A 13,564-nucleotide genomic window follows, 5' to 3' on the forward strand; every position below is an offset into this window, starting at 1 on the left:
CTACGGCTCCTCCCGCCAGCCCTCCCACTCCCCGGCGAACCGGTCCAGCTCCGCCGGGTCCAGCCGCTCCTCCTCGTCGCGCAGGACGACCAGCCACTGCGCGTCCTCGGCGTCGTCCTCACCGGCCAGGGCGTCCCGCACCAGCCGCGGCTCCTCGGCGATGCCGAACCGCTCCCCGAGCGCCTCCACCACTTCCTCGGCCGCGTCCCGGTCGGGCAGCACCAGCACATGTCGCACGTCACTCACGCCGGACATTGTCCGGCACGGCACCCCGGACCCGGCTCCCGGCCCCGGGCGGAGCAGGGGTGGACAGGGAGCCGGGCTTGGGCGGGGCAGAGGCTAGGTGCAGGGCGGTGCGCTATGCGGGGACGCGCAGGGCCGGCACCGCGGCCAGCTCGATCCCGAACCGTTCCCGGTAGGCCGCGAGCACCTCCTCGTCCGTCCCCAGCTCCCGCTCCTCCCGCGTCCCGTCGGCGGCCGTCGCCGTCAGCTTCCGCCCGCCGAGCGTGATGCGCCCGCCTTCCTCCGTCACGCGGGAGCAGACCAGCGACCGTGTGAAGTGCGACTCCGGCGACGTCCGGTGCCACCACGCCCCGGCCGCGAAGTCGCCGAGCACCCGCGGCCGCACCTCCAGGCGGTACTGCGGCCGGCCGTCGCGGACCACCTCCAGGTCCGCAGCCTGTGCGGCCTCGTGCCCGCCGCGCACCCCGGCCGCGTCCGGCCCCGCCTCGACGATCCGGAACGTGCCCCCCGGATCCTCCTGCTCACCACGCTCGCCGAACGCCAGCGGCAGATGGCTGTGCGCCCCGAACCCGACGTCGGCCAGCCAGTCCCCCGCGTCCACCGTGCGCACCCGCAGCGCGAGATGGTCGTACGGGATCCCGAGCAGTTCCCCGTCCCCGTGGACCCGCGCCGCCAGCAGCACCACGTCGTACCCGAGCGCGGCGAGCAACGCCCCGAAGGCTCCGTTGAGTTCGTAGCAGAATCCGCCCCGGCGCGCCCCCACCACCTTGTCCAGCAACCGCTTCTCCTCCAGCACGATCTCCTCACCGAGGTGGACCGAGAGGTTCTCGAACGGCACCGTCTGCAGATGCCGCAGGTGCAGCTCACGCAGTGCGTCGACGGTGGGCCACGCCGGCTGCTCGACTCCGAGACGGCGCAGATACGCATCAACCTGACTTGGATTCATGCCCTCAGTCTCGCGCCACGTTCAGCTCTCCGTCCTCACCCGTGACCGCCAGGGCGCCGTCCCGGTCCGTGCGCAGGACCACCGCGCCCCCGGCGCGCAGCGCCCCGACCGTGCCGGGGGCGGGATGCCCGTAGGGGTTGTCGTCGCCGCAGGAGATGAGGGCCAGCCGCGGGGCCACCCGGCGCAGCAGGCCCGGGTCCTGGTACGCCGAGCCGTGGTGGGCGACCTTCAGCACGTCCACGCCTGCCAGTGCCCGGGCGGCCGGTGACCGGGCCAGCGCCCGCTGGGCCGGGGGCTCCAGGTCGCCGAGCAACAGCATCCGCAGTCCGCCGGACCGGACCAGCATGGCCACACTGGCGTCGTTCGGACCCTCCGGTACCGGGTGGGCCGGGAGCGGCTGCGGGGGCACGTCCGGAAGCCTGCTCTCGGGCGGGCCCCCGGGCGGACTCGAGTGCGGACTCGAGTGCGGACTGGGCGGTGGGCTCACGGGTGGACTCGGGGGCGCACTCGGGGGCGGCCACACCACCTGCCACGACAACTCCCCCGCCCGCAGCTGCTCCCCCGCCGCCGCCCGCGTCACGGGCACCCGCCGCAGCGCCGCTTGTCTCCGCACGAACGCGGCCTGGTCCGCCGGCTCCTCGAGACCCGTGGTGGTGATCGCCCCCACGTCCCGCCCGCGCAGCACCCCGGGCAGGCCCGCGACGTGGTCGGCATGGAAGTGGGTGAGGACGATCAGCGGGAGACGGGTGATGCCGAGGTCGCGCAGGCAGTGGTCGGCGAGGGACGGGTCGGGCCCCGCGTCCACCATCACCCCGGCACCGTCCCCCGCGGCGAGCACCATGGCGTCGCCCTGACCCACATCGCACATGACCATCCGCCAGCCCGGCGGCGGCCAGCCCGTGAGGGTGCGGGTGAGCGATGGCGGCTGCACCACGGCCAGCACCAGCAGCACCCCGCAGGCCCCACACCACCAGGGGCGGCGGAGCAGCCACCGCCCGACCGGCACCAGGACGAGCGTCACAACGCCGAGCAGTGCCGCCCCCGCCCAGCTCCCGGGCCAGTCCACTCCCGCGCCGGGCAGCGCGGCCCCCGTCCGGGCGATCGACGCGATCCACCCCGCGGGCCACCGCGCGCACCACGCGAACGCCTCGGCCACCGGCATCGCCACCGGGGCCGTGGCCAGGGCGGCGAAGCCCAGGACGGTCGCCGGCGCGACCGCGATCTCGGCGAGCAGGTTGCACGGCACCGCCACCAGGCTCACCCGCGCTGACAGCACCGCGACGACGGGCGCGCACAGGGCCTGCGCGGCCGCCGCGGCGCCCAGTGCCTCGGCGAGCCTCGGCGGCACCCCTCGCCGCCGCAGCCCGGCGCTCCAGCGGGGCGCGAGCGTGAGGAGGGCGCCGGTGGCCACCACGGAGAGCAGGAACCCGTAACTGCGCCCCAGCCAGGGGTCGTGGAGCACCAGCAGCAGGACCGCCGTCGCCAGCGCCGGGATCATGGATCTGCGGCGGCCGGTGGCGAGGGCGAGCAGCGCGACGGCTCCGCAGGCCGCGGCCCGCACCACGCTCGGGTCCGGCCGGCACACCACGACGAACGCGAGGGAGAGCGCGCCGCCGAGCACGGCCGTCCCGCGCAGGGAGATGCCGAGCCGCGGCGCGAGCCCTCGCCGCTCGGCCCGTTGGGCCAGGCCCGGCGGGCCGAGGAGCAGGGCGAGCAGGATGGTGAAGTTGGCCCCGGACACGGCGAGCGTGTGGGTCAGGTCCGTCTCCCTGAACGCCTCCTCCAGCTCGGGGGTGACGCGCGAGGTGTCCCCGACGACCAGACCGGGGAGCAGGGCCCGGGCGTCCGAGGGCAGCCCCTCGGTCGCCTCCCGCAACCCGGCCCGCAACCGCCCGGCGAGCCGCTGGGAACGGGACGGCTCCCGCACCACCTGCGGTGGACCTTTTCCGCGCACCCGCAGGACGGCCGCGATCCGGTCACCGCCCGTCAGGGCGGGCGCCGACCGTGCCTCCACCCGGAGCCGCGTCGTGGGAAGCAGCCCCAGCCACGGCGAGGGCGCCGGCCCGTCGACGGCCCGGTGCGGTGTCGACGCCCTGACGTCGACGATCAGCAGCACCGGCGTCCGCGTCGCCACCGCCGCTCCACCCGGCTCGTGCACGCGGCGCACCTCCGCGTCGATCAGCACGACCGTCGGAACGAGGTGATCACCCCTCACCTTCGGCCTGCTGAGCCGCGGATCGGAGGTCAGCTCCACCTCCGCCGACACCGACCGGTACTCCCGTGCCAGACCGGGCACCGGCCCCCGGCGCAGATCCGCTCCGTGCAGTCCGGCCGACGCGGCGGCAGCGGCCACGCACAGCAGCACCGCGGCGGCCGACGCCCGCGCCCAGGACGGCACTCCGAAACGCCGGGCGCACGGCAGCAGCGCGACAGCGGCCAGACAGCCCGTCACCAGGCCCACGACCCAGCCGGGTGGTGCGTCCAGCAGGAGGGCCGCCGTGGCCCAGGCCGCTAGCGCGGGCGGCACGAGACGCAGGTCGGTCGGACCCTCCTGCCGAGGGCGGGAACTGCCCAGCCGATGGCCGGAGGCGGCGTGCACGGCAGACCGGGCCGGGCGGGGCTGCGCGGGCGCGACCTCGTCCGGGGCCACCGGTGTGCCGGCCGTGTGCCTCATGGCCGTACGAGGGCGCGCAGGTCGGCGAAGCGACGGTCGCCGATGCCGTTCACCTCGCGCAGCTCGTCCACGGAGCGGAAACCGCCGTGGCGCGTGCGGTAGTCGACGATGTGCTGCGCGAGCACCGGCCCGACGCCCGGAAGGGTGTCGAGCTGGTCGAGGGTGGCGGTGTTGAGCGAGACGGGAGCCGTCGGAGCCGAGCCGTTCGCCGCGCCGCCCGGAGGCGCCGCCCCTGCCGCCCCGGCCGTCCCGGCGGTTCCCCCGGGTGGTGCGCCGCCCGCTCCCGAGCTCGGCGCGCCGACGAGCACCTGTTCACCGTCCACGAGGAAGCGGGCGCGGTTGAGGCCGTCGGTGTCGGTGCCCGGCTTCACCCCGCCCGCCGCACGCAGGGCGTCCGCGACCCGGGAGCCGGCCGGCAGCCGGTGGATCCCCGGTTCGCGGACCTTGCCCCCGACGTCCACGACGATCTCCCCAGCCCCAGCCCCGGACCCGGCCCCGGCCTTCGCCGCCCCGCCCGCCGCCCCTGCGGAAGCAGCAGCGGCGGAGCCGGTGGACGCGCCTTCGGCCGCTCCCGCGCCGCCGGACCCGAGCGCCTCCCCCGCCCCTCCGGACTCGTCCTGTTGCCCGTAGGGAACCGCCGCCCTCACCACCTCCGGCGGCCGTACGGTCTCGGTCCGGCCGGACCAGAAGTGCTGCGCGGCGAACGTCGCGGCGAGCACCAGCACCGCTGCCAGACCGAGGACGCTGCGCCGCTCCAGACCGCACCGCGCCTGCATCCACACCGGCATGCGCTCCCGCAGGGCCAGCCCGGACCGCTCACGCCAGGTCCCCCGCACGGGGAAACCGCCTGGGCCCTCGGCAACGGCACCAGCCCGGCCCCCGGCACCCGGGCCGCTCACCACCCCGCTTCGGCCCTCGGCGACGAGGCCGCCCCGCGACCCGACTGCCGGACCTCCCCGCCCCTCCACCGCAAGCCCACCCCATCCCCGGGCCGCCGAGCCGCCCAGGCCCAGCCCCCGGCGCTCGACCCCGGCCGCATCCCCCGCCCTGTCCTCGACGACCACCCTCTGGTCGGAAGCCGCCCCGTGATCTCCGCGCCCGGTCCGCTGCCCGCCCCTCGGAACCTCCCCGGCAGGGGCGGCACCCGGCGGCGGCCTCTGCCCCGACTCCCGTCGCCGCCCTGCCTCTTCAGCAGGCCCCGCAGACCCGCCGAACAACAGCCCCGCCCGCCGCCGCAGTTCCTCCTCCGAGGCGCGCGCATGCGCACCCCGCCTCCCGGATCGCCCGGATCGCTCGGATCGCTCGGATCGCTCGGTCAGTCCGGTTCGCCCGGCTCCCCCGCGCATGCCGAACCGGTGCCGCCGGTCCCTGCGGTGCCGTACGCGTCCGTCCGACGTCGGCCCCCGGCCCGGCCCACTGGTCGCCGGCCCCGCGTGTGAACGTGATCGAAGTGCCATGCGAGGAGGATCGGCCACACCGGCCCACCCGCGATGATCTTGGTCGAATCCCGTGGACAACCCACAGGCTGTGGACAACTCCGCCCCTCACAGGGGTGACCCGCCAGCAGGGGTGATTCGCCCCTCACAGCCGTGATGCGCCCACCGCGCTCACCGAGCCGAGACCACGACCCCCAGCAGCCCGGGCCCGGTGTGCGCCCCGATCACCGCCCCGACCTCGCTGACATGCAGATCCGCCAGCCCGGGCAGTCGCGTCCGCAACCGGTCGGCGAGGGCCGACGCCCGGTCGGGGGCGGCGAGATGGTGCACGGCGACGTCCACGGGCGCACTGCCCGCGCGGTCGGCCGCGATCTCCTCCAGGCGGGCGATGGCCTTGGACGCGGTGCGCACCTTCTCCAGGGGCTCGATCCGCCCGTCGGCCAGTTGCAGCAGCGGCTTGACCGCGAGCGCCGAACCGAGCAGGGCCTGTGCCGCACCGATACGGCCGCCCCGGCGCAGGTAGTCGAGGGTGTCCACGTAGAAGTAGGCGGAGGTGCCCGCGGCCCGCTTCTCCGCGGCCGTGACGGCCTCGTCCACCGTGCCGCCCGACTCGGCCGCCTCCGCCGCCGCGAGCGCGCAGAAGCCGAGTGCCATGGCGATCATGCCGGTGTCCACCACCCGCACCGGCACCGGCGCCCGGCGCGCGGCGAGAACGGCCGCGTCATAGGTGCCGGACAGCTCGGCGGACAGATGGAGGGAGACGATGCCCGTGGCGCCGGACTCGGCGACCTCGCGGTAGGTCTCCTCGAAGACCGCGGGCGCGGGCCGCGAGGTCGTCACCGGGCGCCGCTTCTGCAAAGCCTGGGCGAGGGCCCGGGTGGAGATCTCAGTCCCCTCTTCCAGGGCGCGGTCGCCGAGGACCACGGTCAGGGGGACCGCGGTGATGCCGTGCCGCTCCATCGTCCGGGCCGGCAGGTAGGCCGTTGAATCGGTGACGATCGCGACATGGCGGGACATGAGCTGGAGGTTACCTGCCGTAGTGGCCGTGCGGCAGCCCGGCCCCGGGGCGCCGGGGCACGCGTGGCCGGATCAAGTGGTGCTCTCGGGGCGGGGCTTCTTCTGCCAGGGGTAGGTCGGGCGGGGTGCGGGCGCCGTGATGGCGGGTCGTGTCCCCGGCTCCTGCTCCGCGCCGGACCGCGTGGTCCCGGGCCGGGTCTGCCCGGTGGCGGAGGTCTCGCCGGCCCTCCCCGTCCCGCTCGCGCCCTGCGGGGCCGGGGCGGCGGGCGGGGCCTGCGCCGCCGTCCAGTGCCGCAGGGCGCCGGCCTCCACGTCGATCTGCGCGCTGAGGGTGTCCAGGTCGTCGCCCGAGAAGCGGTGGGCGCGGTCGCGGACCGCCCAGCGCAGCGCGTCCGCCGACTGCGTGATGCGCTCGGTGCGCTCACGCAGCTCGGGCAGGCGCTCCCGCAGGGTGGCGCGGTCGGGCTCCGACTCCAGGCGCTTCAGCTCACCGTCCAGCTCGTGGCCGTGCACACCGAGCCGCTGGAAGAGGCCGAGGGACTCCTTCACGGACTCGTCGTCGGTGGCGGCCGCGTTCAGCGCGTCCTGGGTGGCGCGCATGGAGGTGCGCAGCTTCAGCCGCAGCTGGGCGAGTTCTCCCGCGGCGCCGGTCTGGGCGAGGGACTTGGCCCGCAGGGTGTGGTCCTCGACCGTGCGGCGGGCCTGGCTGATGCCGCGGTCCACGCTGCGCTTGGCGGCGCCGACGGCCTTCACGGTGGCGTACGCGCCGAGCGCGACGAGAAGCACGAAGAGCAGGGCGAAGACTGCGATCACTGCTTCCACAAGGGCTCCTCCTCAGGGCGCCGCGGCACACCTCACATCGCTCTCCACGGTAAACGCAACAGGCAGGTCCGGAGTTCCGGAAGAACCCCGAACCTGCCCGTAGGGGACCCATGGGGGACGACCGGCAGGTCATCCCCACGGCTGCCGCGGAGTCCGGGCGCTCACGCCGGGACGATGTTCACCAGCTTCGGCGCGCGCACGATGACCTTGCGGATCCCGGCGCCGCCCAGCGCCGCGACGACCTTCTCGTCCGCCAGCGCGACCTTCTCCAGCTCGTCGTCGGAGATCGACGGCGGCACCTCCAGCCGCGCCTTGACCTTGCCCTTGATCTGCACCACGCAGGTCACCGTCTCGTCGACGACGTACGCCGGGTCGGCCACCGGGAAGTCCCGGTGGACCACCGAGTCGGTGTGGCCCAGCCTGCGCCACAGCTCCTCGGCGATGTGCGGGGCCAGCGGCGCGATCATCAGCACCAGCGGCTCGGCGACCTGGCGGGGCACGGCCCCGCCCGTCTTGGTCAGGTGGTTGTTCAGCTCGGTGACCTTGGCGATGGCGGTGTTGAACCGCATGCCCTCCAGGTCCCCGCGCACCCCGTCGATCGCCTTGTGCAGGGCGCGCAGCGTGTCCTCGTCCGGCTCGGCGTCGACGACGGTGACCTCGCCGGTCGCCTCGTCGACGATGTTGCGCCACAGCCGCTGCAGCAGCCGGAACTGGCCGACCACCGCGCGCGTGTCCCACGGCCGCGAGACGTCCAGGGGGCCCATCGCCATCTCGTACAGGCGCAGGGTGTCGGCTCCGTACTCGGCGCAGATCTCGTCGGGCGTGACGGCGTTCTTCAGGGACTTGCCCATCTTGCCCAGCAGCCGGGAGACCTTCTCGCCCTGGTACCAGTACGCGCCGTCGCGCTCCTCGACCTCGGCGGCCGGCACCGCGATGCCGCGGCTGTCACGGTACACGTAGGCCTGGATCATGCCCTGGTTGAACAGCCTGTGGAACGGCTCGGCGGAGGAGACGTGGCCCAGGTCGTACAGCACCTTGGACCAGAAGCGGGCGTACAGCAGGTGCAGCACGGCGTGCTCGGCACCGCCGACGTACAGGTCGACACCGCCGTGCGGCATGCCCTCGCGCGGCCCCATCCAGTACTGCTCGATCTCGGGGTCGACCAGGCGCTCGCTGTTGTGCGGGTCCAGGTAGCGCAGCTCGTACCAGCAGGAACCGGCCCAGTTGGGCATGGTGTTGGTCTCACGGCGGTACTTCTTCGGGCCGTCGCCCAGGTCCAGCGTGACGTTGACCCAGTCCTCGTTGCGCGACAGCGGCGTCTCGGGCTGGGTGTCGGCGTCGTCCGGGTCGAAGGTGCGGGGGCTGTAGTCCTCGACCTCGGGCAGCTCCAGCGGCAGCATCGACTCGGGCAGCGCGTGGGCGATGCCGTCCTCGTCGTAGACGATCGGGAACGGCTCGCCCCAGTAGCGCTGGCGGCTGAACAGCCAGTCGCGCAGGCGGAAGTTGACGGTGCCCTCGCCGACGCCGGTCCGCTCCAGCCACTCCGTGATGCGCGCCTTGGCCTCGGCGACGCCCAGGCCGTCCAGGCTGACCTGGTCGTTGGACGAGTTGATGATCCTGGCGTCGTAGGAGGAGAAGGCGTTCTCCCACGTGGCGGTGTCGGTGCCGCGGCCGTCGGTGGGCTCGACGATGCAGTGGATCGGCAGCTCGAAGGCGCGCGCGAACTCGAAGTCGCGCTGGTCGCCGGCCGGCACGGCCATGATCGCGCCGGTGCCGTAGCCCATCAGCACGTAGTCGGCGATGAAGACCGGGACCCGTTCGCCGTTGACCGGGTTGGTCGCGTAGGCGCCGATGAAGACGCCGGTCTTGTCCTTGGCCTCGGCCTGGCGCTCCACGTCGGACTTGGACGCGGCCTGCGCGCGGTAGGCGGCGACGGCCTCGGCCGGGGTCGCGTGGCCGCCGGTCCACACCTCGTGGGTGCCCTCCGGCCAGGCGGCCGGGGTGAACTTCTCGACCAGCGGGTGCTCGGGCGCCAGCACCATGTAGGTGGCGCCGAACAGGGTGTCGGGACGGGTGGTGAAGACCGTGATGCGCTCGCCGTCGATGGGGAAGTCGACGCGGGCACCCTCGCTGCGGCCGATCCAGTTGCGCTGCTGCAGCTTGATGGCCTCGGGCCAGTCCAGCGCGTCCAGGTCCTCCAGCAGCCGGTCGGCGTAGGCCGTGATGCGCATGTTCCACTGACGCAGCTTGGCCTTGAAGACCGGGAAGTTGCCGCGCTCGGAACGGCCTTCGGCGGTGACCTCCTCGTTGGCCAGCACCGTGCCCAGGCCGGGGCACCAGTTGACCGGCGCGTCCGAGGCGTAGGCCAGCCGGAACCCGCCCAGGACGTCGGCCTTCTCGGCGGCGCTCAGCTCGCTCCACGCGCGCGTGTGCCCCGGTACGGGCCGCTCACCGGACTCGAACTCGGCGACCAGCTCGGCGATCGGACGGGCCCGGCGGGCGTCCTGGTCGTACCAGGAGTTGAAGATCTGCAGGAAGATCCACTGGGTCCACTTGTAGTAGTCCGGGTCGATCGTCGCGAACGAGCGGCGCTTGTCGTGGCCCAGGCCCAGCCGGCGCAGCTGCGCCTTCATGTTCTCCATGTTGGCCTCGGTGGACACGCGCGGGTGCGTGCCGGTCTGCACCGCGTACTGCTCCGCGGGCAGGCCGAAGGCGTCGAAGCCCAGGGTGTGCAGGACGTTGTGGCCGGTCATCCGCTGGAAGCGGGCGAAGACGTCCGTGGCGATGTAGCCCAGGGGGTGGCCGACGTGCAGGCCCGCACCGGACGGGTACGGGAACATGTCCATGATGAACTTCTTGGGCCGGGCGACGGTCTCCGGGTCGCCGGCCAGGTCGCCCGTGGGGTTGGGCGCCGCGTAGGTGCCGTCGGCGTCCCAGAAGTCCTGCCAGCGCGCCTCGATGTCGGCAGCCATGGCAGCCGTGTAGCGGTGCGGCGCCGCCACCTCGGAGGCGGCGGCGGGGTTCGTCTCGCTCATGATCCTCAAAGCTCCATCGATCGTCTCTGCCTGCGGCTGTCTGGTTCGAGAAACGAAAAATCCCCTCGCACAGGAGGGGACGCCGCGCCGATTCCGGCCACTCGTGTCGTCCGGTGGCCGGGACTGATCAGCGCGGCCCGCTAAGCAGAAGGCGTACGGCACGCATGGCGTCAGGGTACCGCAGGCCCTCAGCGCACCGCGACGCGCTTGTCGAGGGGCCTCGGCAGACCAAAAGCTGAACCTTGGTCAATAGTTACTTCGCGTAACGGCCGCTAAGGGGCATCACAACGACCACATTGTCCTTTGATAACAACGCAATAACTCAAACCTGCTACCGATCGGTATGGCTCCGCTTAGAGTGCGGCAGCGGGACCGCTGCTTTCCCGAACCGCTCGGAGTTGCCCCCATGAACCCTCTTCGCAGTATCAACTCGCCACACCCGGTCGCCGGGACGTGGGGAGGCCGGTCGTGAACCCCTACGACTCCACGGCAGACGACTCGTTCGCCGAGTTCCTGAACTTCGGCGCCGGCGTGCTGTCCCTCGTGTGCCTGTCGTGCTCGGTGATCTGGGGCCTGGTCGCCCAGGACCGGATCCTGCTCGACGCGCGCAGGCGCATCCTGGCGCAGGCCGTGCACCGGACCACGGCCGTCGCCTCGATCGTCTTCCTGCTGGTGCACATCGGGGTGAAGCTGGCCCTGGCCCACACCTCGTGGATCGCCGCCGTGATCCCCTTCGGGCTGCTCCTCACCGACGAAGAGCTGGTCACCGGCCGGGCGTTCCTGATCGGTCTGGGCACCCTGGCGGGACTGCTCATGATCTTCGTGGGGATCACCGGCGCACTGCGCAACCGCTTCGCCTCCCCCGCGCCCGTCGCGGCCCGCTGGCGCGCCATGCACATGCTGGCCTACCCGGCCTGGTGCGCCGCCCTCGTGCACGGCCTCTACGCGGGTCGCGCGGCCAAGCCGATCTTCGTCGTCCTGTACGGCCTGTCCCTGGCCGGTGTGACCGCCGCCCTCGCGCTGCGGGCCGCCCCGCGCCCGGTGAAGCGCAAGGTCGCCGACCGGTTCGCCGCCCTGATCGGCCCGGGCGAGGGCCAGGGCCGCAGGAGCCTGGAGGAGAGCCGGGCCCGGGCGGCCGGCGGCTCCGCGCTGCCCGGCTACGAGAGCCGCAAGGCCGGCGCCGGGCGGGAGGCGTCCGCGCCGCGCTTCGAGCAGGCCGAACGCCCCTCGCCGCAGGAGTCCACGGGCGGTTTCGCCGCGGCCTACCGCGCGGTCTCGGCCCCTCCCCTGGGCCGCCAGGCCTTCGCCCCGGGGCCGACCACCAGCATGGAACTGCCGCTGGACCTGCAGCCCACCCAGGTCGTCCCCACCGTGGACGGCCCCTCCAGCACCTCGGGCAACTGGCCGATACCGTCCCCGCCCCCGGTCGGCGAGGCCCCGCCGTCGGCCTACGACCCGCTCCAGGACACGGGCTTCAACATCCCGCCCTACGACCCCCTGCAGGACACCGGACAAAGCATCCCGGCCTACGGCAATCCCGGCACAGGCGGCTACGGATCGAGTGATGTGTACGACACGGGTGAGTCGAACGCCCCGCGCGACACGTACTACCCGGACGACACGTACAACAGCGGTCCCGCCACTGAAACACTGCCCGGTGCGTCCTACGACTTCGACGCACCGGGATCGGGCGAACCTTGGAACACGCCTTCCGGAGGCTTTAAGTGAACGAGGCCCTGCCCGACGTTCCCGAAGTCCGCGTCGTCGGCCTTCCCCAGCTCACGTCGGGCTTCGACCTTGTCGATCGGCTCGATCTGCCCATGCATCTGAAGGTGCACGGGCCGCTCGAGCCGATGGGCGGTGAGCAGCTCGCGCAACTCGCCGAACGCATCAACCTGAAGGGCCGCGGCGGCGCGGGCTTCCCCTTCCACAAGAAGCTGCGCTCGGTCGCCGAGGCGGCGATCAAGCGCGGCGTCCGGCCGGTCGTCGTCGTCAACGGCAGCGAGGACGAACCGGCCTGCCGCAAGGACACGGTGCTGATCAACCGTGCCCCGCACCTCATCCTGGACGGCGCGCTGCTGTGCGCCGAGGCCCTGGGTGCCCGCACGCTCGTGGTGGGGGTCACCCGTGAGTCGACGCAGCGCTCCATGGAGGCCGCACTGGCCGAGCGCGGTCTCAGCAACGGCCGCAGGTCGGCCCTGCGCGCCCGCGTGCAGCGCAACCCGGTCCGCATGGTCACCGGCGCCGCCGCGTCGCTGATCCGCTCGATCGACGGCGGGCCCGCCGTCCCGCCCGGCCGCAAGGTCAGCGCCTCGCAGAACGGCGTCGGCGGCGCGCCGACCCTGCTGTCCAACGCCGAGACCTTCGCCCAGCTGGCCATCGCCGCCCGCATCGGCCCGGAGCGCTACGGCAACACCGGCCTGTACGACGAGCCGGGCACCGTCATGCTGACCGTCTCCGGGGCGGTCGCGCGGCCCATGGTGATCGAGGTCCCCACGGGCGTACCGCTGCGCTACGTCCTGCAGCTGGCCGGCGCGCCGCCGGTCCCGCAGGGCGTGCTGACCGGCGGCTACCACGGCAAGTGGATCGACGCGGCGACGGTCAACGAGGCGATCGTCTCCCGCAACTCCCTGGACGCGGTGGGCGGTTCCCTCGGCGCCGGGGCCATCCTGCCGATCAGTCAGGACACCTGCCCACTGGGCGAGTCGCTGCGGGTCGCCCAGTGGCTGGCCGAGGAGAGCGCGGGCCAGTGCGGCCCCTGCTACCTCGGCCTGCCGGCCGCGGCGCGCGGCCTGGAGGACATCCTCAACGGCGGCGGACCGGCCGCCCTGGAGGCCCTCAAGCAGGTCGCCAAGAACGTGAAGCGGCGCGGGGCCTGCTCGCACCCCGACGGCTCCGCGATGTTCCTGGAGTCGACCATCAAGGCGTTCACGGACGACCTGGCCGCCCATGTCCTCGGCAACGGCTGCGGACGGCGCGTGGAGGGCGTCCTGCCGCTCTTCGAGGGGGGCAGGGCCCCGACGGGCATCCCGGGCGGCGAGACGGAGGAGAACGGCCCCAGCCGCCAGAAGATCTTCGTGGACTGGACGCTGTGCCGGGGCCACGGCCTGTGCGCGGACATCCTGCCCGAGGTGTTCCAGCTGGGCGCCGACGGCTTCCCGACGGTGGCCCAGGCGCAGGTGCCGCGGTACGCCGAGGCCAAGGCTCTACGCGCGGTGCGCCGCTGCCCGGCGCTGGCCCTGCGCATCGAGGAGGACACGCGCGGCCAGGCACCCTCCCGCAACCTGCCGGTCCTCTCCCAGGGCCGCGGCCGCCGCGCCCTGGGCCGCTGAGCAAGGGCTGCGGGCGGTTCCCCTCCGGGGGTCCCCGCCCGCAGCCGCACGGACGACAC

Annotated in this window: 9 protein-coding genes; 2 read left to right on the top strand and 7 right to left on the bottom strand. The window is 73.8% G+C overall.

Annotated elements, in window-relative coordinates:
• The 7 genes from ACZ6ZN_RS10655 to leuS all read right to left on the bottom strand — a co-directional run bounded on the left by ACZ6ZN_RS10655 (position 1) and on the right by leuS (position 10,173).
• Entirely contained in the window at positions 1 to 246 is a 246-nt protein-coding gene (locus tag ACZ6ZN_RS10655) for a hypothetical protein (RefSeq protein ID WP_398110388.1), read from the bottom strand.
• Positions 247 to 358: 112 nt separating this feature from the next.
• Positions 359 to 1,189, bottom strand: coding sequence for an arylamine N-acetyltransferase family protein (locus tag ACZ6ZN_RS10660; protein ID WP_469644974.1), 831 nt, complete (start codon positions 1,187 to 1,189; stop codon positions 359 to 361).
• Between the two features lie 4 nt (positions 1,190 to 1,193).
• Positions 1,194 to 3,863, bottom strand: a complete 2,670-nt coding sequence (locus tag ACZ6ZN_RS10665; RefSeq protein WP_469644976.1) for a ComEC/Rec2 family competence protein — start codon at positions 3,861 to 3,863, stop codon at positions 1,194 to 1,196.
• On the bottom strand, positions 3,860 to 4,699 hold the full coding sequence (locus ACZ6ZN_RS10670; protein WP_469644978.1) for a ComEA family DNA-binding protein: 840 nt from the start codon (positions 4,697 to 4,699) through the stop codon (positions 3,860 to 3,862). Before ACZ6ZN_RS10670 ends, ACZ6ZN_RS10665 begins: the two co-directional genes overlap by 4 nt.
• A 771-nt stretch (positions 4,700 to 5,470) precedes the next feature.
• Positions 5,471 to 6,316 (bottom strand): DegV family protein, encoded by an 846-nt coding sequence (locus ACZ6ZN_RS10675; RefSeq protein WP_451877197.1) that lies wholly within the window; start codon positions 6,314 to 6,316, stop codon positions 5,471 to 5,473.
• A gap of 72 nt (positions 6,317 to 6,388) precedes the next feature.
• The gene (locus ACZ6ZN_RS10680) at positions 6,389 to 7,138 is read right to left on the bottom strand and encodes a hypothetical protein (RefSeq protein ID WP_469644979.1); all 750 of its coding nucleotides are present in this window, start codon (positions 7,136 to 7,138) and stop codon (positions 6,389 to 6,391) included.
• Between the two features lie 161 nt (positions 7,139 to 7,299).
• Positions 7,300 to 10,173, bottom strand: coding sequence for a leucine--tRNA ligase (gene leuS / locus ACZ6ZN_RS10685; RefSeq protein WP_469644982.1), 2,874 nt, complete (start codon positions 10,171 to 10,173; stop codon positions 7,300 to 7,302).
• 468 nt (positions 10,174 to 10,641) lie between these two features.
• Here leuS and ACZ6ZN_RS10690 point away from each other — a divergent pair, with 468 nt between their 5' ends.
• A complete protein-coding gene (locus tag ACZ6ZN_RS10690) occupies positions 10,642 to 11,901 on the top strand; it encodes a cytochrome b/b6 domain-containing protein (RefSeq protein WP_469644985.1) in 1,260 nt (419 codons plus the stop codon).
• A complete protein-coding gene (locus ACZ6ZN_RS10695; protein ID WP_398110380.1) occupies positions 11,898 to 13,505 on the top strand; it encodes an NADH-ubiquinone oxidoreductase-F iron-sulfur binding region domain-containing protein in 1,608 nt (535 codons plus the stop codon). Before ACZ6ZN_RS10690 ends, ACZ6ZN_RS10695 begins: the two co-directional genes overlap by 4 nt.
• The last annotated feature ends 59 nt before the right edge of the window (positions 13,506 to 13,564 follow it).

This window comes from Streptomyces sp. NPDC053665, assembly GCF_055585285.1.